21 protein-coding genes and 1 tRNA gene are annotated in these 22,837 nt (G+C 71.8%); 10 read left to right on the forward strand and 12 right to left on the reverse strand.

What is annotated here, in order from left to right; all coding sequences use genetic code 11:
• Window positions 1-217: 217 nt before the first annotated feature.
• Window positions 218-305, reverse strand: a tRNA-Leu gene (locus tag SRB17_RS34530).
• Window positions 306-522: 217 nt separating this feature from the next.
• Between SRB17_RS34530 and SRB17_RS34535 the strand changes: the two genes are divergently transcribed.
• From SRB17_RS34535 to SRB17_RS48250, 3 genes are all read left to right on the forward strand, one after another.
• Window positions 523-1,848 carry a M20/M25/M40 family metallo-hydrolase gene (locus SRB17_RS34535; protein WP_323376695.1) on the forward strand — a complete coding sequence of 442 codons (1,326 nt, stop codon included), beginning with the start codon at window positions 523-525 and terminating at the stop codon, window positions 1,846-1,848.
• Window positions 1,849-2,004: 156 nt separating this feature from the next.
• A complete protein-coding gene (gene chpH / locus SRB17_RS34540) occupies window positions 2,005-2,238 on the forward strand; it encodes a chaplin ChpH (RefSeq protein ID WP_153544417.1) in 234 nt (77 codons plus the stop codon).
• A 122-nt stretch (window positions 2,239-2,360) separates the two neighbouring features.
• Entirely contained in the window at window positions 2,361-3,134 is a 774-nt protein-coding gene (locus tag SRB17_RS48250) for a chaplin (RefSeq protein ID WP_153544419.1), read from the forward strand.
• A gap of 120 nt (window positions 3,135-3,254) precedes the next feature.
• On the opposite strand, the gene SRB17_RS34550 is transcribed toward SRB17_RS48250, so the two are convergent.
• A complete protein-coding gene (locus SRB17_RS34550) occupies window positions 3,255-3,443 on the reverse strand; it encodes a DUF5703 family protein (protein WP_014671721.1) in 189 nt (62 codons plus the stop codon).
• Between the two features lie 47 nt (window positions 3,444-3,490).
• Here SRB17_RS34550 and SRB17_RS34555 point away from each other — a divergent pair, with 47 nt between their 5' ends.
• Window positions 3,491-4,174 (forward strand): hypothetical protein, encoded by a 684-nt coding sequence (locus SRB17_RS34555; protein WP_153544421.1) that lies wholly within the window; start codon window positions 3,491-3,493, stop codon window positions 4,172-4,174.
• A 121-nt stretch (window positions 4,175-4,295) separates the two neighbouring features.
• Here the strand turns inward: SRB17_RS34555 and SRB17_RS34560 are convergent, their stop codons facing one another.
• Window positions 4,296-6,830 carry a helix-hairpin-helix domain-containing protein gene (locus SRB17_RS34560; protein WP_323376697.1) on the reverse strand — a complete coding sequence of 845 codons (2,535 nt, stop codon included), beginning with the start codon at window positions 6,828-6,830 and terminating at the stop codon, window positions 4,296-4,298.
• Complete coding sequence (locus SRB17_RS34565) at window positions 6,827-7,810, reverse strand: aldo/keto reductase (RefSeq protein WP_153544425.1); 984 nt, start codon at window positions 7,808-7,810, stop codon at window positions 6,827-6,829. The genes SRB17_RS34560 and SRB17_RS34565 overlap by 4 nt, the downstream gene beginning before the upstream one ends.
• A 162-nt stretch (window positions 7,811-7,972) precedes the next feature.
• Between SRB17_RS34565 and SRB17_RS34570 the strand changes: the two genes are divergently transcribed.
• A complete protein-coding gene (locus SRB17_RS34570) occupies window positions 7,973-9,028 on the forward strand; it encodes an LLM class F420-dependent oxidoreductase (RefSeq protein ID WP_153544427.1) in 1,056 nt (351 codons plus the stop codon).
• Between the two features lie 406 nt (window positions 9,029-9,434).
• Window positions 9,435-10,223 carry a ferritin-like domain-containing protein gene (locus SRB17_RS34575; protein WP_153544429.1) on the forward strand — a complete coding sequence of 263 codons (789 nt, stop codon included), beginning with the start codon at window positions 9,435-9,437 and terminating at the stop codon, window positions 10,221-10,223.
• 27 nt (window positions 10,224-10,250) lie between these two features.
• Here SRB17_RS34575 and corA read toward each other — a convergent pair whose 3' ends face one another.
• Window positions 10,251-11,246: a magnesium/cobalt transporter CorA gene (corA, locus tag SRB17_RS34580; protein ID WP_323376699.1), complete on the reverse strand. Its 996-nt coding sequence runs from the start codon at window positions 11,244-11,246 to the stop codon at window positions 10,251-10,253.
• Between the two features lie 62 nt (window positions 11,247-11,308).
• On the opposite strand from corA, the gene SRB17_RS34585 reads away from it, so the two are divergent.
• The 4 genes from SRB17_RS34585 to mshC all read left to right on the forward strand — a co-directional run bounded on the left by SRB17_RS34585 (window position 11,309) and on the right by mshC (window position 14,833).
• Window positions 11,309-11,995: a histidine phosphatase family protein gene (locus tag SRB17_RS34585; protein WP_153544433.1), complete on the forward strand. Its 687-nt coding sequence runs from the start codon at window positions 11,309-11,311 to the stop codon at window positions 11,993-11,995.
• A gap of 112 nt (window positions 11,996-12,107) precedes the next feature.
• Window positions 12,108-12,698 carry a DUF3090 domain-containing protein gene (locus tag SRB17_RS34590; protein ID WP_323376700.1) on the forward strand — a complete coding sequence of 197 codons (591 nt, stop codon included), beginning with the start codon at window positions 12,108-12,110 and terminating at the stop codon, window positions 12,696-12,698.
• Window positions 12,662-13,501: an SCO1664 family protein gene (locus SRB17_RS34595; protein ID WP_194294232.1), complete on the forward strand. Its 840-nt coding sequence runs from the start codon at window positions 12,662-12,664 to the stop codon at window positions 13,499-13,501. The genes SRB17_RS34590 and SRB17_RS34595 overlap by 37 nt, the downstream gene beginning before the upstream one ends.
• A gap of 102 nt (window positions 13,502-13,603) precedes the next feature.
• Window positions 13,604-14,833, forward strand: a complete 1,230-nt coding sequence (mshC, locus tag SRB17_RS34600) for a cysteine--1-D-myo-inosityl 2-amino-2-deoxy-alpha-D-glucopyranoside ligase (protein WP_153544435.1) — start codon at window positions 13,604-13,606, stop codon at window positions 14,831-14,833.
• A 172-nt stretch (window positions 14,834-15,005) separates the two neighbouring features.
• Here the strand turns inward: mshC and SRB17_RS34605 are convergent, their stop codons facing one another.
• The 7 genes from SRB17_RS34605 to SRB17_RS34635 form a co-directional block, all read right to left on the reverse strand.
• Window positions 15,006-15,923, reverse strand: coding sequence for a PAC2 family protein (locus SRB17_RS34605; protein ID WP_323376701.1), 918 nt, complete (start codon window positions 15,921-15,923; stop codon window positions 15,006-15,008).
• A 198-nt stretch (window positions 15,924-16,121) separates the two neighbouring features.
• On the reverse strand, window positions 16,122-16,793 hold the full coding sequence (locus SRB17_RS34610) for a FadR/GntR family transcriptional regulator (RefSeq protein ID WP_153544437.1): 672 nt from the start codon (window positions 16,791-16,793) through the stop codon (window positions 16,122-16,124).
• Between the two features lie 55 nt (window positions 16,794-16,848).
• Window positions 16,849-17,394 carry an SMI1/KNR4 family protein gene (locus SRB17_RS34615; RefSeq protein ID WP_153544439.1) on the reverse strand — a complete coding sequence of 182 codons (546 nt, stop codon included), beginning with the start codon at window positions 17,392-17,394 and terminating at the stop codon, window positions 16,849-16,851.
• A 166-nt stretch (window positions 17,395-17,560) separates the two neighbouring features.
• The gene (locus tag SRB17_RS34620; protein ID WP_153544441.1) at window positions 17,561-19,177 is read right to left on the reverse strand and encodes a glycerol-3-phosphate dehydrogenase/oxidase; all 1,617 of its coding nucleotides are present in this window, start codon (window positions 19,175-19,177) and stop codon (window positions 17,561-17,563) included.
• A gap of 48 nt (window positions 19,178-19,225) precedes the next feature.
• A complete protein-coding gene (gene glpK / locus SRB17_RS34625; RefSeq protein WP_323376703.1) occupies window positions 19,226-20,764 on the reverse strand; it encodes a glycerol kinase GlpK in 1,539 nt (512 codons plus the stop codon).
• 64 nt (window positions 20,765-20,828) lie between these two features.
• Window positions 20,829-21,623, reverse strand: a complete 795-nt coding sequence (locus SRB17_RS34630) for an MIP/aquaporin family protein (RefSeq protein WP_323376705.1) — start codon at window positions 21,621-21,623, stop codon at window positions 20,829-20,831.
• Window positions 21,624-21,989: 366 nt separating this feature from the next.
• Window positions 21,990-22,754, reverse strand: coding sequence for an IclR family transcriptional regulator (locus SRB17_RS34635; protein ID WP_153544445.1), 765 nt, complete (start codon window positions 22,752-22,754; stop codon window positions 21,990-21,992).
• Window positions 22,755-22,837 lie beyond the last annotated feature (83 nt).

A 22,837-nucleotide genomic window follows, 5' to 3' on the forward strand; every position in this document is an offset into this window, starting at 1 on the left:
CGACGTTAGTCTCCATCCCCTTCGCCCGGTCGCCCGAGAGGGCCGTTCGGGTGAGGGCCGTACCGCGGCTGTGGGCCTCTGACCTGCCGACCTTCACGCCGGGCGAGACATGCCTCACACACCGTCAAGGAGGGGGCGTTCCGGGGGTAGTTGGGCTTCGCTCGCGGGGAAACTCACGAGGAAAAGCGAAGGGCCCCTGGTGAACAGGGGCCCGCACTGGTGTCCGAGGGGGGACTTGAACCCCCACGCCCGATAAAGGGCACTAGCACCTCAAGCTAGCGCGTCTGCCATTCCGCCACCCGGACAAGGTGTCTGTCGTCCTCGGGAAGGCCTTTCGGCGTGGTTTCCCTCGCGGCGACGAAGGAAACATTACCAGGCTTCCGGGGGTGGCTGATCACCCCCCGCCGCCGGAGCCCGTCGCGCGTGAACGGTGTGTGACGGGCCGGGACCGGTCTTGGGCCGCGGCCGGGTCAGAGGGAGGATGAGGGGGACCATCAGCAGCGACAGCGCGGGAGGAAGCACGTGAGCCAGACGGACACGGCCAGGAGCGTCACCGGCGAGGACGAGGTCGTGGACCTCTGCCGCGAGCTGATCCGGTTCGACACCAGCAACTACGGCGACCACTCGGGTCCGGGCGAGCGCAAGGCGGCGGAGTGGGTCGCCGAGAAGCTCGCCGAGGTCGGTCTCGAGCCGAGGATCTTCGAGTCGCACCCGGGCCGCGCCTCGACGGTGGCCCGCATCGAGGGGGAGGACCCGTCCCGGCCCGCGCTGCTGATCCACGGCCACCTGGACGTCGTACCGGCCAACGCCGCCGACTGGACCCACGACCCGTTCTCCGGCGAGATCGCCGACGGGTGCGTGTGGGGGCGCGGGGCCGTCGACATGAAGGACATGGACGCCATGACCCTCGCGGTCGTGCGCGACCGGCTCCGGAGCGGGCGGCGGCCCCCGCGGGACATCGTGGTCGCCTTCCTCGCCGACGAGGAGGCGGGCGGCACGTACGGCGCCCGCCACCTGGTCGACCACCACCCCGAGCTGTTCGAGGGCGTCACCGAGGCGATCAGCGAGGTCGGCGGCTTCTCGTTCACCGTGAACGAGCAGCGCCGGCTCTATCTGATCCAGACGGCCGAGAAGGGCATGCACTGGATGAAGCTGACCGTGGCCGGCACCGCCGGGCACGGCTCGATGATCCACCGCGACAACGCCATCACCGAGCTGTCCGAGGCCGTGGCCCGGGTCGGCCGGCACAGGTTCCCGGTGCGGGTCACCAAGACCACCCGGGCGTTCCTCGACGAACTGGGCGACGCGCTCGGCACCGAGCTGGACCCGGAGGACATGGAGTCCACGCTCGTCCGGCTCGGCGGCATCGCCAAGTTCATCGGTGCCACCCTCAGCAACACCGCCAACCCCACCCAGCTCAACGCCGGCTACAAGGTGAACGTCATCCCGGGCGAGGCCACCGCGCACATCGACGGCCGCTTCCTGCCGGGATACGAGGAGGAGTTCCTCGGCGACCTCGACCGGCTGCTCGGACCGCACGTCCGCCGCGAGGACGTGCACACGGACAAGGCGGTCGAGACCGGCTTCGACGGGGCGCTGGTGGAGGCCATGCAGTCCGCGCTGGTCGCCGAGGACCCCACCGCCAAGGCGATCCCCTACATGCTCTCCGGCGGCACCGACGCCAAGTCCTTCGACGACCTCGGCATCCGCGGCTTCGGCTTCGCCCCGCTGAAGCTGCCGCCGGAGCTGGACTTCGCCGGCATGTTCCACGGCGTGGACGAGCGGGTGCCGGTCGACGGCCTGCGGTTCGGCGTGCGGGTGCTGGACCGGTTCATCGACGCGTCGTGACGTCCTGGGCCGAGACGGCCGACATATTCGGGCGCCCGTACGGGATCGACTGGAACGGGTGAATGCGACGATCGGTTCGTAGCTTCATTAGTTCCTCCTCGTTACAGGTGATGTGACTCCGCACCTTGGGGTCGCTTTGCCAACAAGGAGGAACTAATGATCAAGAAGGTCGTCGCTGCTGCGGCTGCCACCGGTGGGCTGGTTCTCGCGGGCGCGGGCCTCGCCGTCGCAGACTCCGGAGCCCAGGGTGCTGCCGTGCACTCCCCGGGCATCGTCTCCGGCAACGTCATTCAGGTCCCCGTGCACGTCCCGGTGAACGTCTGCGGCAACACGGTCAACGTGATCGGGCTCCTGAACCCCGCCTTCGGCAACACCTGCGTCAACAAGTGACGACGACCTCCTGAGGGGGGCGTCTTTTCCAAGCCGTCGGCCCCGGAGCGCGCGCCACGCGCTCCGGGGCCGACTGGCCTTTCCGCGAGGCACAGCAGGATCGAAGGCAGGGGAAGATCAGAATGCGACAGGGCACCCGTAAGGGCCTGATGACCATGGCGGCGGCCACGGGTGTGATCGCCGCCGCGAGCGGCTACGCCCACGCCGACGCCGGCGCGTCCGGCGCCGCCACCGGCTCGCCCGGCGTACTGTCCGGCAACCTGGTGCAGGCGCCGGTGCACGTTCCGGTGAACGTGTGCGGCAACACCGTGAACGTCGTCGGGCTGCTCAACCCGGCGGTGGGCAACAGCTGCACCAACCACGGCGGCACGTCCGGCGGCCACGGCGGCTCCCACGCGGGCGGGCACACCGCCGGCTCGCCCGGCGTCGGCTCCGGCAACACCGTCCAGGTGCCGATCGACGTCCCGGTGAACGTCTGCGGCAACAGCGTGAACGTCATCGGGGCGGGCAACGCCGCCAAGGACAACGACTGCGCCAACGGAGGCGGCGATCACCACGGCCGGCCGCCGGGGGGCGGGCACGGCAACCCGCCCGGAAACCCGGGACAGCCGGGCCGGCCTGGACACCCCGGGCACCCGGGCCATCCCGGCCACCCCGGTCAGCCGGGGCACCCGGGCAGTCCGACGACCCCGCCCGGTAAGGGCGGTCACACGCCCCAGGGCCCGCACGGGTCGACTCAGGTCACGCAGCACGGCGGCCGCTCCGACCAGCCCTTGACCAACGCGCAGCTCGCGCACACCGGCAGCGACCTGCCGGTGGGCCTCGCGCTGCCGGTCGGCGCGGGCGCGCTGCTCGCGGGCGCGGTGCTCTACCGCAAGGCACGGGCCGCGGCGTAGCGGGCAGCGTCGAGTACGCCGAGTACGGAACCGGCCGTGCGGCGCGGTGAGCCGTGCGGCGCGGGAAGCGGAGCGGGCCCTGCCAGGTCGGTGGGGCCCGCTCCGTTCAGGCGGCCGGCCTCACCACGTGGCACGCACCTGGCGGATGATCCGTCGGCGCAACCGCACCCTGCGGCTGCCGTCGCGCAGCAGGCTCAGGCGGTCCAACTCCCAGTGTCCGTACTCGGCATGGTCCGTCAGTAGACGTGTGGCCTCCTTGCGGGACACCCCGCGAGGCACGTACACGTCGACAAATTCGTATTCCGGCATCGCATCTATTGTGCGGGCTGGGGCTCGGTACGGATAGCGTCTGCACTATGTCTGATGCTGCGCAGCCCACCGCTGCCGAGGTACGCGCCGCCGCCGAGGCGATCAAGACCGCGCTCGACCGTCATCTGGCCGCGGTCGAACGCAGGTCGGGTGAGGACGACCCGGCCGTCTTGGAGGCGTTCAACCAGCTGGCCGCGGCCGCCGAGGCGTACGACGAGCTGCTCTACGACCGCTACGACGAGGTCACGCCCTTCGAGATCCCCAGCGCGGAGGAGTCCCTGCCGCCGTACGCGGGCCCCGAGGAACCGAACGCGATCAGCGTGCTGATCCGCCGCGACTACGCCGTGGTGGAACCCCAGCGGCTGCTGGCGCAGGCCCAGCGGGTCGAGGCGGCGGAGTACGAGGCCGCGGGCGGCCTGGCCGAGGACGCCGAGGGTACGGTTCCGGGCGCGCTGGGCATCCTCTTCGGCGAGTTCGAACCGGACGAGATCGCCTCGCGGCACAAGGAGTTCGGTCTGGAGGAGGGCGACTCCACGCTCTGGGTCACCGCGGCGGACGAGACCCCCGAGGCGGGGGAGTGGCTGGACGCGCCGTTCGAGCACATCGACGCGCAAGGGGTCGTGTGCCGGTTCGATGTGAGCGCGGTGTTCGACGACGAGGACGACGAGGAAACGGACGAGGACGAAGACCTTGAGTTCGTCGAGGACGAGGTCCAGGGCGTCGAGAGATGACGGTGGCCGGCGGTGCCGTGGGGCCTGAGGCCGGTACGGCACCGCCGGACTCCGCCGCTGTGGCTGTTCGCCGGCGGCGGACAGACATCCAGAAGATCTGGCGGACAGACATCCAGTAGATCTATGCGGGCACCTGCGTGCGCAGCAGCGTCTGCAGGCGGGTCGTGCGAGGCTTGGCCGGGGTCTCCGCCACCGCTTTCGGCAGCGCCTGTTCCACGCCGTGGACCACGGACAGATGCCGCTCCGCCCGGCCGAAGGCCGTGTACACCCAGGGCCTGCTGAGCGCCTGCGCGGCGTCGCCGGGCAGCACGACGACCGCCGCCGGCCAGCGCGCGCCCACCGCCTGGTGTGCGGTCAGCGCCCAGCCGTGCCGTACGGCGCCCTCCACCCGCTCGCGCGGTACGACCACCGGGGCGCCCGCGCACGACAGGTGCAGTCCGTCCGCGTCGGCCTTCACCACCACGCCCGGCACCGAACGGCCCGGGGCGGGGGAGTAGACGATCCGGTCGCCGGGGTCGAAGCCGCCGAACCGGCCCGGGCCGGGGTTGAGGCGCTCCTTCAGCGCGGAGTTGAGGGCGCGGGTCCCCGCGGCGCCGCCGTGCCCGGGGGTGATCACCACGGTCTGGTCGGCCGGGACGCCGATGGCCCGCGGCACCGAGTCGGCGACCAGCTGGACGGTCCGGTGCACGGCCTCGCCCGCGTCCCGCACCGGGACGATGACGATCTCCTTGCCCGGAGCGGCCACCTGGTTCAGCTCGCCGATGCCGATGCCGGAGACCAGCTCGCCGATCGGACCGGCGTCGGGCCGACGGGAGGAGAGCTGCGGGCAGACGCGGGCGGCGAGCAGGTCGGCGAAGACCCGCCCCGGTCCGGCCGACCACAGCACAGCCGGGTCGCCGCTGAGCACCAGCCGGGCCCCGTCGGGCAGCGACTCCACCAGCATCGCGGCGCTCTCCACGTCGAGCTGCGGCGCGTCCAGCACGATCAGCAGATCGAGTTCCAGTGCCCCGTCCGCGTCCCGGCCCGGCCCCTCGGCGCCGGAGAGCAGACCGGCGACCGTGCCCACGCCGTGCTCCGCCGGGCCCGGGCCCGGCAGGGCGGCGAGGCGGTGGCGTCCGTCGGGAGTGTGGCAGACGGCGAAGGCGCGCAGGCCCGCGGCGCGGGCGGCACCGAGCAGCGCGGCCGGTTCGGCACGGGCCGCCTCCCCGCCGGTGTGCAGCACCAGGCCGTGCCCGGCGACCGCGCGGGCCAGCTCGGCCGAACCGCCGGAGGCGGCGTCGACCGCCGCCTGCCAGGCCTGTTCGGTGTCCTTGGACAGCGAGTTGACCAGCCGCGCCAGGCCGTCGGCGAGGCTCTCCTCGGCCAGTGCGTACCGCTCCAGGCCGACGAGCACCCGGACCGGCCGCTCCTCCTCGTCCTCGCCCTCCGCCGCCACCTCGGGCGCGGCGGCGCCCGGTTCCTCCGGGGCGTCCTGGAACGCCAGGACCTCGCCCTCCGTGAGCGTGCTCTGCACCGCCGCGTCCGGGTCCGGCACGCCCTGCTTGCCCAGCGCCGCGGTGAGCGTGGGCAGTTCCAGCGCGGTGTGCCCCGCCAGGGCCGCCTGCTCCAGCAGCCAGGCGGTGATCGCGCGAGCCCGCCGCTCGTCGCCCGGGCCGCAGGCGGCGCCGAGCAGGCCGCGCGCGAAGCCGTCGGCCTGTTCGGGCCGTACGCCGCCGGTCCGCAGCAGCTGCCAGGGGTCCTCGCGGAGCGCCGCGTCGGCGCCCTCGCCGAGCGCCGCGGCCACCTGGGGAGCCAGGGCCTCGGGCGCGCCGCCCTCGGTCAGCACCCGGCGCACGCCCTCCACCGCCTCCGGTGCCGGGGTGCTGGGTGTGACAGCGGCCGGGGCGGGCGCGGGCTGGGACCGGCGTACGGGCTCCGGGGCCGGGCGGCGCGGGGCCGGCGCGGGCTCGGCGAACACCGGACCCACCGGCTTCTCGCCGCTCTCCACCGCCCGCACCGCCGCGAGCAGATCGGCCGCCCTGCCGCTGAGCTTGGTGCCGCTCTCGATCGGGCCCCTCTTCTCCGCCTTGCGCCGCTCGATCCGCTCCCGCTCCACCTGCTGCGCAGCCAACTCGGCCTCGGCCTCGGACAACTGCGCCGCGTCACCGGCACCCCCGTCGCCGGTGCCGCCGTCTGCTCCGCCGTCGCCGTCCGTGGCCGCGCCGGTGCCGCCGTCGGCTCCACCCGTGCCGGTTCCGGCTTCGCCTGCGCCCCTGCCTTCGTCTGCGCCGCCCGCGCCTTCGGCTCCGCCGTCGCCGTCCGTTGCCGCGCCGGTCTCGCTCGCCGGCTCGCCGCTCGCCGGCCCGCCCGCGCCGGTGCCGCTTTCGGCTCCGCCCGCGCCGGTGCCGCCGTCGGCTCCACCCGTGCCGGTTCCGGCTTCGCCTGCGCCCCTGCCTTCGTCTGCGCCGCCCGCGCCTTCGGGTCCGTCCCCGCCGTCCACGCGCGCCTCCCCCGTGCCGGCCTCGCCTCGCGCCCCGCTCGCGTCGCCCTCGGCGCCGTTCGACTCGGTGCCGTGCGCAGGGCGGGGCGCCGCAGAGGCGGATTCCCCGCCCTGGGTCTCGGATGTGTCCGGCGTCCCCGGCCCGGTTTCCTCCGTGGTCTCCGGCTCCGTGCTCACAGCGTGCTCCAGTCGTGATCGGGATAGCGGTGCACGGGCGCCGACACATCGTCCAGCGCCCGGCAGATCTCGTCAGGAAGACTAAGGGCCTCCACTGACAATGCCGCCGTGAGCTGCTGCGCGTTGCGTGCGCCGACGATCGGCGCGGCCACGCCGGGCCGGTCCCGGACCCAGGCGAGGGCCACCTGGAGCGGGGTGACGGCGAGCCCGTCGGCGGCCGTCGTCACCGCGTCCACGATGCGCGTCGCCGTGTCGTCCAGGTACGGCTCGACGAACGGCGCCAGATGCTCGGAGGCGCCGCGCGAGTCCGCGGGAGTGGAGTGACGGTACTTGCCGGTCAGCACGCCCCGGCCGAGTGGGGAGGAGGGCAGCAGACCGACGCCGAGATCCAGCGCGGCGGGCAGCACCTCCCGCTCCACGCCCCGCTGCAGCAGTGAGTACTCCATCTGCGTGCTGGCCAGTCGCGTGCGGATGCCCGGCGCCGCGAGCTGCCAGGTGGCGGCCTTGGCGAGCTGCCAGCCGCAGAAGTTGGAGACGCCCGCGTACCGCGCGCGGCCGCTGCTGACCGCTATGTCCAGGGCCTGGAGGGTCTCCTCCAGCGGGGTGCCGGGGTCGTAGGCGTGGACGTGCCACACGTCGACGTAGTCCGTGCCCAGGCGGGCCAGGGAGGCGTCGAGGGCGGCGAGCAGATGGCCCCGCGAGCCGTCGAAGCGGCGGTCGGGGTCGGGAACGCTGCCCGCCTTGGTGGAGATCACCAGGTCCCGGCGCGGCACCAGGCCGTCCATCAGCTGCCCGAGCAGATACTCCGCCTCGCCGTTGCCGTACACGTCCGCGGTGTCGACGAGGGTTCCGCCGGCTTCCCAGAACGCCTTCAGCATGTCCGCGGCGTCATGCTCGTCGGTGTCCCGGCCCCAGGTGAGGGTGCCGAGTCCGATCCGGGACACACGCAGGCCGGTACGGCCGAGATGCCTCTGCTCCATGCGGGCGAGATTACTGGCCGGAACCGGTGCGGTGGGTTGCCTGTGGACAACCGGGTTGAGCCATGGGCCGATGTTTTCGGGTGCCCTGTGCCTCCTCCGACCCCCACCCCCGCGCTAAGGTCGCCCCACAGGCACGTTACTCATGGGTAAGGGGATTCGGCCATGCAACTCGGGATCAACCTCGGCTACTGGGGTGCCGGAATGGACGGGGACAATCTGGCCGTGGCCCAGGAGGCCGACCGGCTGGGCTTCTCCGTGTGCTGGGCCGCCGAGGCCTACGGCTCCGACGCGGCGACGGTGCTGTCCTGGGTCGCCGCCCAGACCGAACGCATCGACGTCGGCTCGGCCATCTTCCAGATCCCGGCCCGCCAGCCCGCGATGACCGCGATGACGGCCGCGACGCTCGACTCGCTGTCCGGCGGCCGCTTCCGGCTGGGGCTCGGCGTGTCCGGCCCGCAGGTCTCCGAGGGCTGGTACGGCGTCAAGTTCGACAAGCCGCTCGCCCGCACCCGCGAGTACGTCGAGATCGTACGCAAGGCGATGACCCGGGAGCGGCTGACGTACGAGGGCGAGCACTGGACGCTGCCGCTGCCCGGCGGCCCGGGCAAGCCGATCAAGCTGACCGTGCACCCGCAGCGCGAGCACATCCCGCTGTACATCGCCGCGATCGGCCCGAAGAACCTGGAGCAGACCGGTGAGATCGCCGACGGCGCGCTGCTGATCTTCCCCGCCGCCGAGCACCTGGAGGAGACCACCCTGACGTATCTGCGCGCGGGGCGTGAGAAGGCGGGCAGGACCCTCGACGGGTTCGACGTGTGCCCGACGCTGCCGATCGCGGTCGGCGAGGACAAGGACGTCGCCCGGCTCGCCGACACCTTCCGGCCGTACACCGCGCTGTACGTCGGCGGCATGGGCAGCGCCAAGCAGAACTTCTACAACCAGCTCGCCCGGCGCATGGGATACGAGAAGGAAGCCGCCGAGATCCAGCAGAAGTACCTGTCCGGCGACAAGCAGGGCGCCGCGGCCGCGGTCCCGCAGGACCTCATCGACAAGACGACTCTGCTGGGTTCCGTCGACCGCATCGCCGACCGGATGAAGGCCTACGCCGCCGCCGGCGTCACCACGCTCAGCCTGTCGCCTGCCGGATTCACCCTGGAGGAGCGGATCGCCTCCCTGCGGGCCGGCCGCGAGGCCCTGGAGCGCGCCGGGCTGGCCTAGGCCCTGTCGTCAAACTCCCTCCTGCCCCGCGACGCCATGCACGCACTCTCGCCGCACCGGACCCAGGCCCAAGTACATCCAGTACGAGGGCCAGGGTCCGGCACGCCGAGAGCACGCACCTGACGCCGCAGGGCCCGCCCTTCGGGCGGACGGCTGGAGTTTGACGACAGGGCCTAGGGAGATTTCAGCGGCCGTGGTGGGGGCTCGGGGGTCTTCCCCGCCACGGCCGTCACCGGGAACAACGCGCCGGGCGCCGCGCGGTTACGACCCCGGCGTTCCTTCTTTCGGCCGAGTCGCCCGACACCCGTGTTGCGGCTCCCCTCCGCCCGCATTTGACTCGTTCTTTGCGGAAACCTGCGGAATTGCCCACAAGGTGCCGCGGAGTCTTCGCGGAGAGGTGGCGTCCATGCTGTCGGCCAAGAGTCTGTTCCAGGAGATCCTCGACAACGACGAGTCGTTCCGGCTCTTCTGCTCCGTCGCCGCCAGCGGGGAGTCCCAGGGCGGCTGGGAGAACGGGCGCATCGCCGCGCTGGTCCCGCCCGGCGAACGCGCCCTGGCCCCGAAGATCGCCCGGCACGGCGCCGACGAGGACAAACACGGGCGCATCTTCACCGCCCTGATGAAGAAGCGCGGGCTCACCCCCGTCGCCGTACCGCCCGACACCGACTACACCAAGCTGCTGGAGCGGCACGGCATCGGCCTCGCCCACGACAAGCTCCGGCGCGACGAGCCGCTCACCGAGCGGGACGTCATCGTCTACCTCGCCCACAGCCGCGTCACCGAACAGCGCGCCGCCGAGCAGATGGACCTGCTGCTCAGGCACTTCGCCGACCATCCCGAGGTGGGCAGGGCCGTCCGCATGATCTGCGCCGACGAGGACAACCACCTCGCCTACACCCATGAGGAACTGCTGCGGTTCGCCGCCGCCGGGCACGGCCGGCTGATCCAGCGCACCCTGCGCGCGTGCGCCCTCGCCGAGATCCGCGTCCACCGGGACGTCAGCCTCGCCGTGATGGCCCGCATGGGCCGCATCCTGGGCTGGTCCCGGACCAGGTACGCCCTGCTCGCCGCCTGCATCCACGCGGTCTACGCCTACGAGCGGCTCGCCGGCTGGCGCCGCATGGTCACCCTCCGCATGCCCGAGCGCCGCGACCCCCTCGGCGGCCCCGCCGCCCCCGCCCACGAGTTCGCCTGAGCCGCGGACATCAGCGGCTCCCGAGCATCACAGCCAGCCGCGATGCTTGAACAGGCGGTACAGCAGCACCTCCAGGGCGGCCATCGCGAGGATCACCGCCGGATACGACCACAGCCAGTGCAGCTCCGGCATGTGGTCGAAGTTCATGCCGTAGATCCCCGCGATCATCGTGGGGACCGCGGCCATTGCCGCCCACGCGGAGATCTTCCGCATGTCGTCGTTCTGCCGCACGCTCATCTGCGCCAGATGCGCCGACAGGACGTCCGACACCAGCCGGTCCAGGGCCTCCACGGACTCGTTCACGCGTGTCAGGTGGTCGCATACGTCCCGGAAGAACGGGCGCGCCTTGTCGTGCACGAACGGCACCGAGCCGCCGAGCGGTCCGGTGCCGGCCAGCCGGGTCAGCGGCAGCGCGAGCGGGCCGGTGGCCCGGCGGAACTCCAGGATCTGCCGTTTGAAGCCGTAGATCCGGGACGCGGTGCCCCGCGAGCCGCCGCCCTCCGGCAGGAACACCTCCGTCTCCAGTTCCTCCAGATCCGTCTGCAGCTCCGTCGCCACATCCAGATAGTGGTCGACGACGGCGTCGGAGATCGCGTACAGCACGGCGGTAGGGCCCTTGTCGAGCATGTCCGGCTCCTCCTCCAGGCGGCGCCGTACGGCGGCCAGCGGCGAGCCCTCGCCATGACGGACGGTGACCACGAAGCAGTTGCCGACGAAGACCATGATCTCGCCCGCCGAGACGGTGTCGCTCTCCGTCTCGTACACGACCGGTTTCAGCACCATGAACAGCGAGTCGTCGTACACCTCCAGCTTGGGCCGCTGATGCGCGTTCAGGGCGTCCTCGACGGCCAGCGGATGCAGCCCGAACTCCTGGGTGACCAGGTCGAACTCCCGCTCCGACGGCTCGTACAGGCCGATCCACACGAACCCGCCCTCGGCCCGCGCCTCGGAGAGCGCGTCGGACAGGTCCTCCGGCCCCTCGGTGCGGTGTCCGTGCCGGTAGATGGCGCAGTCGACGATCACGGAGCGCATTCTCCCTTCGCCCGGTCACCGGTGCATGTGCTGATACGCCTACCCTGGGCCGCATGCCCACGCTGATCCTCGTCAGGCACGGACGCTCCACCGCCAACACCTCCGGCGTGCTCGCCGGCTGGACGCCAGGCGTCGCCCTGGACGAGCGCGGCGCCGCCCAGGCCGCCGCGCTGCCCGCCCGGCTCGCCGCGCTGCCGATCGCCGAGGTCGTCACCAGCCCCCTGCAGCGCTGCCAGGAGACCGTACGGCCGCTGCTCGAGGCGCGCCCCGGCCTGCGCGTCCACACCGACGAGCGGATCGGGGAATGCCACTACGGCGACTGGTCCGGCCGCAAGCTCGCCGAGCTCAAGGACGAGCCGCTGATGGAGGTCGTCCAGGCCCACCCGTCGGCCGCCGCCTTCCCCGGCGGCGAGTCCATGCGCGCCATGCAGACGCGCGCCGCCGAGGCCGTACGCGAGTGGAACGCGCGCGTGGAGCGCGAGCACGGCGCCGACGCCGTCTACCTCATGTGCTCCCACGGTGACATCATCAAATCCCTGGTCGCCGACGCCCTCGGACTCCACCTCGACCTCTTCCAGCGGATCTCCGTGGAGCCGTGTTCCGTCACCGCGATCCGCTACACCCGGCTGCGGCCGTTCCTCGTTCGCCTCGGCGACACCGGGGATTTCGCCTCGCTCGCCCCGCGCGAGGAACCTGGTGACGGCGACGCACCGGTCGGGGGTGGTGCGGGCGCACCGTGATCGTCGGCCGCAGTAGGGTGAAGCGATCCACACAGTCGCGTATCCGCGGGCGGCCCGCACCGCGGAAACTCCCGAACCCACTCTCCGCACTCACTCTCAATGGAGACAGGACGTGTCCCGTCAGGTGTTCCTCTACGACCCGCCGGACCGCTTCGTGGCCGGCACGGTCGGACTGCCCGGACGCCGTACGTTCTTCCTCCAGGCCATCGCAGGCTCCCGGGTGACCAGCGTGGCTCTGGAGAAGACGCAGGTGGCCGCACTTGCCGAGCGGATGGACGAACTGCTCGACGAGGTCGTACGGCGCAGCGGCGGCAGCGCCGCCGTCCCCGCCATGGCGCCCACCGAGATCACCGACACCGCCCCGCTGGAGACCCCCATCGAGGAGGAGTTCCGCGTCGGCACCATGGCACTGGCCTGGGACGGCGAGGAACAGCGCATGATCGTCGAGGCGCAGGCCCTGGTGGAGCTGGAGGCCGACACCGAGGAGGACCTCGCCGAGGCCGAGGAGCGGCTGCTCCAGGACGAGGAGAACGGGCCCCCGATGCTGCGGGTCCGGCTGACCGGCGCGCAGGCCCGGGCCTTCGCCAAGCGCGCCCTCGACGTCGTCAACGCCGGGCGGCCGCCGTGCCCGCTGTGCAGCCTCCCGCTCGATCCGGAAGGACACGTATGTCCGCGCCAGAACGGATACCGCCGCGGAGCGTGACGCCCGTCGACGCCGCGGCCGATCCGGCCGCCGCCGAGCTGCTCGCGCGGGGTGAGCTGACCGTGCGCGGCCGGATCCGCGAGGCGTCCAACGCCGCGTTGTTCTGCACCATCGCCCTGGACGGCCGGGAAGCCTCCTGCATCTACAAGCCGGTGGCCGGGGAGCGTCCGCTGTGGGACTTCCCGGACGGCACGCTGGCCGGCCGCGAGGTGGCCGCCTACGAGGTCTCCGAGGCCACCGGCTGGGGGCTGGTCCCGCCGACCGTCCTGCGCGACGGGCCGTACGGCGAGGGCATGTGCCAGCTGTGGATCGACGTCCAGGCCGAGGCGGAGCTGCTCGCCCTGGTCGACGCCGAGGAACCGGAGCCGGGCTGGAAGGCGATCGGCCTGGCCGAGGTCGGCGAGGGCCGCACCGCGCTCCTCGTGCACGCCGACGACGAGCGCCTGCGCCGGCTCGCCGTCCTCGACGCGGTGATCAACAACGCCGACCGCAAAGGCGGCCATCTGCTGCCCACCACCGACGGCCGGCTCTACGGCATCGACCACGGCGTCACCTTCAACGTCGAGGACAAGCTGCGCACGCTGCTGTGGGGCTGGGCCGGGGAGCCGCTGACCACCGAGGCCGTCGACGCCCTCCAGGGACTGCGGCAGGCCCTGGGCGGGCCGCTGGGGGAACGGCTGACCGGACTGATCACCGCGGCCGAGATCGACGCCACACGCGCGCGTGTCGAGGCGCTGCTCAGCACGGGGGTGCACCCGGAGCCGAACGGCGAGTGGCCCGCCATCCCCTGGCCGCCGGTGTGAGCACGATCAGCACATCGGGCGGCGATGCACAAGACCACACATCCGGCCATCGGGCGCGATCCCGTTCGTATACGCGGCGGGCAGCCGGTTAGGCTCATGTACATGCATGCCTGGCCCGCTTCCGAGGTCCCCGCCCTGCCTGGTCAGGGCCGCGACCTGAGGATCCACGACACCGCGACCGGCGGCCTCGTCACCCTCGACCCCGGTCCCGTCGCCCGTATCTACGTCTGCGGCATCACCCCGTACGACGCCACCCACCTGGGGCACGCGGCGACGTACAACGCGTTCGACCTCGTGCAGCGCGTGTGGCTCGACACCAAGCGGCAGGTCCACTACGTCCAGAACGTCACCGACGTCGACGATCCGCTGCTGGAGCGCGCGGAGCGGGACGGCGTCGACTGGGTCGCCCTCGCCGAGAAGGAGACGGCCCTCTTCCGCGAGGACATGACCGCCCTCAGGATGCTCCCGCCGCAGCACTACATAGGTGCCGTGGAGGCGATACCCGGCATCGTCCCGCTCGTGGAGCGGCTGCGCGAACTCGGGGCGGCCTACGAGCTGGAGGGCGACATCTACTTCTCCGTCGAGTCCGACCCGAACTTCGGCAAGGTCTCGAACCTCGACGCGGCCGCCATGCGGCTGCTGTCCGCCGAGCGCGGCGGCGACCCGGACCGTCCGGGCAAGAAGAACCCGCTGGACCCGATGCTGTGGATGGCGGCCCGCGAGGGCGAGCCCAGCTGGGACGGCGGCTCCCTCGGCCGGGGCCGGCCCGGCTGGCACATCGAGTGCGTGGCCATCGCCCTCGACCACCTCGGCATGGGCTTCGACGTCCAGGGCGGCGGCTCCGACCTCGCCTTCCCGCACCACGAGATGGGCGCCTCGCACGCCCAGGTGCTCACCGGCGCGTTCCCCATGGCCAAGGCCTACGTCCACGCCGGCATGGTCGCCCTGCACGGCGAGAAGATGTCCAAGTCCAAGGGCAACCTGGTCTTCGTCTCCCAGCTCCGCCGGGACGGCGTCGACCCCGCCGCCATCCGCCTGGCCCTCCTCTCCCACCACTACCGCGCCGACTGGGAGTGGACCGACCAGGTCCTCCAGGACGCCGTCACCCGCCTCGCCCAGTGGCGCGCGGCCGTCTCCCGCCCCGACGGCCCGTCCGCCGACACCCTGGTCGAGGAGATCCGCGCGGCCCTGTCCAACGACCTGGACGCCCCGGCCGCCCTGGCCGCGGTGGACCGCTGGGCGGCGCGGCAGGAGCAGGAGGGCGGCTCGGACACGGGCGCCCCGGGCGTCGTCACCCGTGCGGTGGACGCGCTGCTGGGAGTAGCCCTCTAAGCGCCGTGAGCGGGGCGGCCCGTCAGGGGCGCGGGGAACCGCGCGACAAGCCACGACCGGCCCAGGGACGCCGGACGGCATGTCGCGGCACCCCAGAGCACATCGGCGACAAAAGAAGGGGCGCTTCCCGACACGGGAACCGCCCCTTCGTCGTACCTCAGCTTCCGAACCTTCAGTCCTCCGAGTCGTCCTCGTCGTCCTTGCCCCCACCGCCACCGGCCGGAGGCCTCTGCTTACCGCCCGGAGGGCCCCCGTCCCGGCGCCGCAGATACCGCTCGAACTCGCGGGCGATCGCCTCACCCGACGCCTCCGGCAGCTCCGCGGTGTCCCGGGCCTCCTCCAGCGTCTGGACGTACTCGGCGACCTCGCTGTCCTCGGCGGCCAGCTGGTCCACGCCCACCTGCCAGGCGCGCGCGTCCTCGGGCAGCTCACCCTGCGGGATGCGCAGGTCCAGCAGGTCCTCCAGCCGGTTGAGCAGCGCCAGCGTGGCCTTCGGGTTGGGCGGCTGGGAGACGTAGTGCGGTACGGCCGCCCACAGCGACACCGCCGGGACGCCGGCGTGCGTGCACGCCTCCTGCAGGACGCCGACGATGCCCGTCGGGCCCTCGTACTTGGTCTCCTCCAGGTCCATCCGCTGGGCCAGCTCCGCGTCGGACGTCACCCCGCTGACCGGCACGGGACGCGTGTGCGGGGTGTCACCGAGCAGGGCGCCCAGGATGACCACCAGCTCCACGCCCAGCTCGTGTGCGAAGCCGAGCAGCTCGTTGCAGAACGAGCGCCAGCGCATGGACGGTTCGATGCCGCGGACCAGCACCAGGTCGCGCGGCTTCTCGCCGCCGACCCGCACCACCGACAACCTGGTCGTCGGCCAGGTGATCTTGCGCACACCGGCGTCCATGAACACCGTGGGGCGGTTCACCTGGAAGTCGTAGTAGTCCTCGGCGTCGAGCGCCGCGAAGACCTCGCCCTTCCACTCGCGTTCCAGATGCGCGACCGCCGTGGAGGCGGCGTCGCCGGCATCGTTCCAGCCCTCGAACGCGGCCACCATGACTGGGTCGATCAGCTCGGGAACCCCCTCCAGCTCGATCACCCAGTGCCTCCTTCCGACGTGCCCTCGCTTGACTCACCAACCTTACGGCGTCCGGCGGGGGCGCCCGCAGCCCCCTTGCGTGGGCCAGTGACCGGATCACTGCCCCGTTCGCCACCGCGGAACACCCCCCGTCAACCCGGAGCCCGGACGGATCCGCCCAGGTGTTCCCCCGCTTTTCGAGGGTGCTACGCAGCGGTTTCACAGGGTGCTGCGAAGCCACTGCTCCACGCTCGCGATGTGCACGGTCGCCCAGGAGCGGGCCGCCTCCGCGTCCCGGTCGCGCAGCGCGGCCAGGATCGCCCGGTGCTCGCGCAGGGTGCGGCCGACGGCGTCCTCCTGGGTGAGGCCCCGCCAGATCCGGGCCCGTGTGGTCGGGCCGGACAGGCCGTCCAGCAGCGAGCACAGCACCGAGTTGCCGGCGCCGCGCACGATGCCGCGATGGAACTCCAGGTCGGCGGCGACCAGTTCCTCCACCGACGGTTCGGCGCCGAGGGCGTCCAACTGGGCGGACAGCGCGTCCAGTTGCTGTTCGCCGATCCGGAAGGCCGCCATCGCGGTCGCGGCCGGCTCCAGGATCCGGCGCACCGCGAGGAACTCCAGGACGGTGTCGTCGCGGTGGAAGTCCACGACGAAGCTCAGCGCCTCCAGCAGCAGTTGCGGGTCGAGGCTGGTGACGTACGTGCCGTCGCCCTGTCGCACGTCCAGGATCCGGATCAGCGACAGCGCCCGCACCGCCTCCCGCAGGGAGTTCCGCGACAGCCCCAGCTCGGCGGCCAGCTCGCTCTCCTTGGGCAACCGGTCCCCGGGCCGCAGGGCACCTGAGACGATCATGCCCTTGATCTTCTCGATCGCCTCGTCGGTGACTGCCATCCCCGGCCTCCTGTCGCCCGCCCCAACACCTCAGACATCGGATGTCTCAGGCACATTATGCGGGCGGTGCGTCGAACCACTCCCTGCCGTCCGCCCAGTGCCGCACCCAGCCTGCGAAGCCGGGCTCCGCCGTGGTGTGCCCGAACTCCGTGCCGAACGGGGCCGCGCCCTCACCGGTGATCAGCCATATGTGACCGCGGTGCGGGCCGCTCACGATCAGGTGCCAGTCCATCCCGCATCCGTCCGTGCCCAGCACGATCGAGCCGTCCCGGACGACGCGCTCGATGACAGCTTCCGGATTCTCGTACCCCCCGTCGTCGCCGCCCTCCCACAGCCACATCCGGGTGAGGGGGAACGGCTCGCTCAGGCGCTGCCTGCCGCCGCCCTCGGCCAGTCCCACGAGTCCGTACTCGGGAGGCCCCTGGTACGACCCGTCCGTCACCTCCGCCACGAACGTCCGGTACGGCTCCGGCAGCACCACCTGGTGCTCCGCCTCGAAGGCGCGCACCGCCTCCCAGCCCAGCGCCGACTCACCGTCGTCGACGCCGAAGGCCTGGCGCAGGGCGGCGACCACCCCCGGCTCGGCAAGATCGTTGTTCATGCCCCCATGGATACCAGTCGGCACTGACAACGCCCCCGGCCAGGCGAGAGGGGCGGCCCCATCGGCGTGGGGCCGCCCCTCTCGGTCGTCCGGACCCGGTGCGGCGGTCCGGCGCTGCGGTGGCGGCCGGTCCCGGTCAGGGGAGCGGACCGGCCGCCACCGAGGCCTACTTCTTGTCGAGCAGGGTCTGGACCCTGGCCCGGACGTCGTCCGTGGCGAGGCCCCGGATCGTCAGGGTCGTACGGCGGCGCAGCACGTCGTCCGCCGTCTCGGCCCACTCGTGGTCGCGGGCCCAGACGACCTGCGCCCAGATCTCGGGCGCGTCGGGGTGGACGCGCTCGGCCAGCTCCGGGTTCTCGTTCGCCAGGCGGGCGATGTCGAAGGCCAGGGAGCCGTAGTGGGTGGCCAGGTGCCTGGCGGTGTCGGCGGCCATGCGCGGACCCGGGGCCGGGCGGTCCACCAGCAGGCGGTGGGCGACGGCGCGCGGGTTGGCGACACCGGGCAGCGGAAGCTTCTTCGGCAGCGAGGAGATCGGTTCGAAGTCGTCGCCGAGCGGGTGCCCCGGCAGCGCCTCCAGCTTCTTCATCACCGTACGGCCGATGTGCCGGAAGGTCGTCCACTTGCCGCCGGCCACGGACAGCATGCCGCCCTTGCCCTCGGTGACCACGGTCTCCCGCTTGGCCTTCGCGGTGTCGCCGGGACCGCCCGGCAGCACGCGCAGGCCCGCGAAGGCGTAGGTGATCAGATCCCGCTGCAGCTGCTGGTCCCGGACAGAGAACGCGGCCTCGTCCAGGATCTGCGCTATGTCCTTGTCGTTGACGGACACGTCCGCCGGGTCGCCCTCGTACTCCTCGTCGGTGGTGCCGAGCAGCAGCATGTCCTCCCACGGGAGGGCGAAGGTGATGCGGTACTTGTCGATCGGGGTGGCGAGCGCGGCCTTCCAGGGGGAGGTGCGCTTGAGGACCAGGTGCGCGCCCTTGGACAGGCGGATGGACGGCGCCGCGTTCGGGTCCTCCATCCGGCGCAGGTGGTCGACCCAGGGGCCGGTCGCGTTCAGCACCAGGCGGGCAGTGACGCCGAACTCATCGCCGGACGTACGGTCCTTGAGGTCGGCGCCGGTGACCCGGCCGTTCGTGAAGCGCAGGCCGGTGACCTCGGCGTGGTTGAGGACGACCGCGCCCGACTCGACGGCCGCGCGGACCGTCATCAGCGCCATGCGCGCGTCGTTCATCTGGTCGTCGCCGTACACGGCGACGGCCTTGAGGTTCTCGGTGCGCAGCTCGGGCACGTCCTGCGCCGCCTTGGCGGGGGAGAGCAGGTGGCCGACACCGTCGCCGAACGCGGAGAGCGCGGAGTAGGCGAAGACGCCCGCGCCGAGCTTCGCCGCGCCGTGCGGCCCGCCCTTGTACACGGGGAGGTAGAAGGTGAGCGGGTTCGCCAGGTGGGGGGCCACCTGGCGGGAGACCGCACGGCGCTCGAAGTGGTTCTCCGCCACCAGCTTCACCGCGCCGGTCTGCAGGTAGCGCAGACCGCCGTGGAGCAGCTTGGAGGAGGCGGAGGAGGTGGCGCCGGCGAAGTCGCCGGCGTCGACCAGAGCCACCCTCAGGCCGGACTGCGCAGCGTGCCAGGCGGTGGAGATGCCCAGGATGCCGCCGCCGATCACCAGAAGGTCGTACGACGCCTTGGAGAGCTGCTCCCTGGTCTCGGCCCGGCTCGGGTTGGAGCCGGAGGCCGGGTGCGTCCCCAGGGCAGGCACGGAACTCAGGGTGGACTGACTGGTCATGTGCGGTACTTACTCCTCGTCAGAGATGTCTGAGCCTGTCTTGGGCGCTCAGCTCTCGTCCTCGATCCAGCCCATGGTCCGGTCGACGGCCTTGAGCCAGTTCTTGTACTCACGGTCGCGGGTGTCCGCGTCCATCTGGGGGGTCCACTCGGCGGCCCGGCGCCAGTTGGCGCGCAGTTCGTCCGTGCTGGACCAGAAGCCGACGGCCAGGCCGGCGGCGTAGGCGGCGCCGAGGCAGGTGGTCTCGGCGACCATCGGGCGCACCACCGGTGCGTCCAGGACGTCGGCGAGGGTCTGCATCAGCAGGTTGTTGGAGGTCATGCCGCCGTCGACCTTGAGGGTCACCAGCTCGTCGCCGGAGTCCTTGACCATGGCGTCGGCGATCTCGCGGGTCTGCCAGGCGGTCGCCTCCAGGACCGCGCGGGCGAGGTGCGCCTTGGTGACGTACCGGGTCAGGCCGGCGATCACACCGCGGGCGTCGGAGCGCCAGTGCGGGGCGAACAGGCCGGAGAAGGCCGGCACGAAGTAGGCGCCGCCGTTGTCCTCGACCGAGAGCGCGAGGGTCTCGATCTCGGCCGCGGTGGAGATCAGGCCCATCTGGTCGCGCATCCACTGCACCAGCGAGCCGGTGACAGCGATGGAGCCCTCGAGGGCGTAGACCGTCGGCTGGTCGCCGATCTTGTAACCGACGGTGGTCAGCAGACCGGCATAGGAGTTGATGATCTTGTCACCGGTGTTCATCACCATGAAGGTGCCGGTGCCGTAGGTGGACTTGGTCTCGCCCTCGGAGAAGCAGGTCTGGCCGAACAGGGCCGCCTGCTGGTCGCCGAGCGCGGAGGCGACCGCGATGCCGCCGAGCAGGTCGCCCAGCTTGCCGCCCGTGACCTCGCCGTAGACCTCGGCGGAGGAGCGGATCTCCGGCAGGATCTGCAGCGGCACGCCGATGGACTCGGCGATCTTCTCGTCCCACTGCATGGTGTGCAGGTTCATCAGCATGGTGCGGGAGGCGTTGGTGACGTCGGTGACGTGCTTGCCGCCGTTGACACCGCCGGTCAGGTTCCAGATGACCCAGGTGTCCATGGTGCCGAAGAGGATGTCACCGGCCTCGGCGCGCTCCTTCAGGCCGTCGACGTTGTCGAGCAGCCAGCGGGCCTTGGGCCCGGAGAAGTACGAGGCCAGCGGCAGGCCGGTCTCGCGGCGGAAGCGGTCCTGGCCGACGTTGCGGCCGAGCTCCTTGCACAGGGCGTCGGTGCGGGTGTCCTGCCAGACAAGGGCGTTGTGGACGGGCTCACCGGTGTTCTTGTCCCACAGCACGGTGGTCTCGCGCTGGTTGGTGATGCCGATGGCCTTGATGTCGTCACGGGTGATGCCGGCCTTGGCGATGGCCCCGGCGACGACTTCCTGGACGTTGGTCCAGATCTCGTTGGCGTTGTGCTCGACCCAGCCCGGCTTCGGGAAGATCTGCTCGTGCTCCTTCTGGTCGACGGAGACGATACGGCCGTCCCGGTCGAAGACGATGCAGCGGCTGGAGGTCGTGCCCTGGTCGATCGCGGCGATGAACGGGCCGGCGGTGTGGGCGTCGGTCACTGTGTGCTCCAAAAGATCCGTCGTGATGAGGCGGTGCGTACGGCGCTGTGCTTCGAGGTGATGTCTAAGCGAAGGCGACGTTGTATATGCCTGCGGCGATCGCGCCGCCGATCAGCGGACCGACCACGGGGATCCAGGCGTACGCCCAGTCGGAACCGCCCTTGTTGGGCAGCGGCAGCAGGGCGTGCACGATGCGCGGGCCCAGGTCACGGGCCGGGTTGATCGCGTAGCCCGTCGGGCCGCCGAGGGAGAGACCGATCGACACCACCACGAACGCGGTGATCAGACCGCCGAGGACGCCGAGGCCGTTGCCCTTGTCGTTCAGCCCCTGGGTGAGGACCGCGAGGATCAGCACGACCGTGCCGATGATCTCCGTGGCGAGGTTCTGCGCCGCGTTCCGGATCTCCGGACCGGTGGAGAAGATGCCGAGGACCGGGCCGGCGCCCTTCTCCTGGGCCTCGACCGCCTTGGCCGCGGTGGCCTGTGCGCCCGGGCCGCCGACGATCTCCTTGTCGGTCAGGTGGGCGTGGAACTGGCCGTAGTAGGCGACCCACACGAGCGTCGCGCCGATCATCGCGCCGAGCAGCTGGCCGGCGAAGTAGACCGGGACGTTGCTCCAGTCGCTGTTCTTGATGGCGAGAGCCACCGTGACGGCGGGGTTGAGGTGAGCACCGGACAGCGGTCCGGAGATGTACACGGCCGTCATGACGGCGAAGCCCCACCCGAAGGCGATGGCGAGCCAACCGGCGTTACGGGCCTTGGAGGCCTTCAGCGTGACGGCCGCGCAGACGCCGCCGCCGAGCAGGATGAGTATGGCGGTACCGATGGTCTCGCCGATGAAGATGTCGGAGCTGGACACCCGCGACTCCTTTGTCCTTCGTCCAGGGTGAGCCGAACCCCGGGTCCCGCCGGGGTTCTGGCGCCCTCGGGGGTGAGAGCGATGCCGGCCCTTGGCGTTGTCACACTCTAGCGCGTATTGCCGGTAGGTGTTCGACAATGCCGACCGATGGACGGGAGTCTTGCTTCGGCCTCACGCATGCGTCAAGGGTTCTGTTGTCGAAAACAGGATCGTTATTGATCGTCGCCGGTTATCACTCTTCGCACGCTGACGTGGACATTAGCCCTTTATGTCGGTTTTAGGGTAGGGCGAGAACCGGAACGCCGCCCGGCGTTCCGGTCGCTCCCCGGGGCCTCCCGGGCCTGCCCTTGAGAGAGCGCGACGCGCTCAGAACCGTCCCGCGCCCAGATCCCTGGACACCGCGCGGGCGCAGTCGCGCACCGCCGCGATCAGCTCGGAACGCAGCTCCCCGTCCCGGCGCAGCCGTTCCACGGCCCCGGTGATGCCGACCGCGCCCACGGGCATGCGGCGCCGGTCGTGGATGGGCGCGGCGACCGACGCCACGCCTTCCCAGGTCTCCTCGACGTCGGCGGCGTACCCACGCGCGCGTGTCATGTCGAGAAGGTGCTCGAAGTCCTCCATGTCGCACACCGTGCGGTCGGTGAAGGGCTTCCGGTCGGCCTCCAGCGCCTCGCTGTGCGCCACCGGGTCGTAGGCGGAGAGCACCTTGCCGAGCGCCGTGGAGTGCAGCGGCTGCATGGCGCCGATCTCCAGCACCTGCCGGCTGTCGTCCGGCCGGAAGACGTGGTGCACGATCAGCACGCCCTGCTGGTGCAGGACCCCCAGATACACGCTCTCCCCGCTGGAACGGGCCAGGTCGTCGGTCCACACCAGGGCCCTGGCCCGCAACTCGTGCACGTCCAGGTAGGTGGTGCCCAGGCGCAGCAGCTCCGCGCCCAGCTGGTAGCGCCCGGAGGCGTCGTCCTGCTCCACGAAGCCCTCCTGCTGGAGGGTGCGCAGAATGCCGTGGGCGGTGCCCTTGGCGAGGCCCAGCGACGAGGCGATGTCCGACAGGCCGAGCCGCCGCTCGCCACCCGCGAGCAAGCGCAGCATCGCGGCCGCCCGTTCGAGCGACTGGATGTTCCGTGCCATCGCCGTCCTGCCTCCGTCCCCTTCGACTGCCGCCTGGTATTCAACACCGTTCGGCAATGTCGAACACTACCGGTCCACGACGA

The sequence above is a fragment of the Streptomyces sp. RB17 genome (assembly GCF_009604455.1).
Classification (GTDB): Bacteria; Actinomycetota; Actinomycetes; order Streptomycetales; family Streptomycetaceae; genus Streptomyces.

Excerpts from the sequence above, each read along its gene's own strand:
- chpH (WP_153544417.1), top strand. The coding sequence starts at position 2,005 with ATGATCAAGAAGGTCGTCGCTGCTGCGGCTGCCACCGGTGGGCTGGTT.
- SRB17_RS48250 (WP_153544419.1), top strand. The coding sequence starts at position 2,361 with ATGCGACAGGGCACCCGTAAGGGCCTGATGACCATGGCGGCGGCCACG.
- SRB17_RS34550 (WP_014671721.1), bottom strand. The coding sequence starts at position 3,443 with ATGCCGGAATACGAATTTGTCGACGTGTACGTGCCTCGCGGGGTGTCC.
- SRB17_RS34555 (WP_153544421.1), top strand. The coding sequence starts at position 3,491 with ATGTCTGATGCTGCGCAGCCCACCGCTGCCGAGGTACGCGCCGCCGCC.
- SRB17_RS34565 (WP_153544425.1), bottom strand. The coding sequence starts at position 7,810 with ATGGAGCAGAGGCATCTCGGCCGTACCGGCCTGCGTGTGTCCCGGATC.
- SRB17_RS34570 (WP_153544427.1), top strand. The coding sequence starts at position 7,973 with ATGCAACTCGGGATCAACCTCGGCTACTGGGGTGCCGGAATGGACGGG.
- SRB17_RS34575 (WP_153544429.1), top strand. The coding sequence starts at position 9,435 with ATGCTGTCGGCCAAGAGTCTGTTCCAGGAGATCCTCGACAACGACGAG.
- SRB17_RS34585 (WP_153544433.1), top strand. The coding sequence starts at position 11,309 with ATGCCCACGCTGATCCTCGTCAGGCACGGACGCTCCACCGCCAACACC.
- SRB17_RS34595 (WP_194294232.1), top strand. The coding sequence starts at position 12,662 with ATGTCCGCGCCAGAACGGATACCGCCGCGGAGCGTGACGCCCGTCGAC.
- mshC (WP_153544435.1), top strand. The coding sequence starts at position 13,604 with ATGCATGCCTGGCCCGCTTCCGAGGTCCCCGCCCTGCCTGGTCAGGGC.
- SRB17_RS34610 (WP_153544437.1), bottom strand. The coding sequence starts at position 16,793 with ATGGCAGTCACCGACGAGGCGATCGAGAAGATCAAGGGCATGATCGTC.
- SRB17_RS34615 (WP_153544439.1), bottom strand. The coding sequence starts at position 17,394 with ATGAACAACGATCTTGCCGAGCCGGGGGTGGTCGCCGCCCTGCGCCAG.
- SRB17_RS34620 (WP_153544441.1), bottom strand. The coding sequence starts at position 19,177 with ATGACCAGTCAGTCCACCCTGAGTTCCGTGCCTGCCCTGGGGACGCAC.
- SRB17_RS34635 (WP_153544445.1), bottom strand. The coding sequence starts at position 22,754 with ATGGCACGGAACATCCAGTCGCTCGAACGGGCGGCCGCGATGCTGCGC.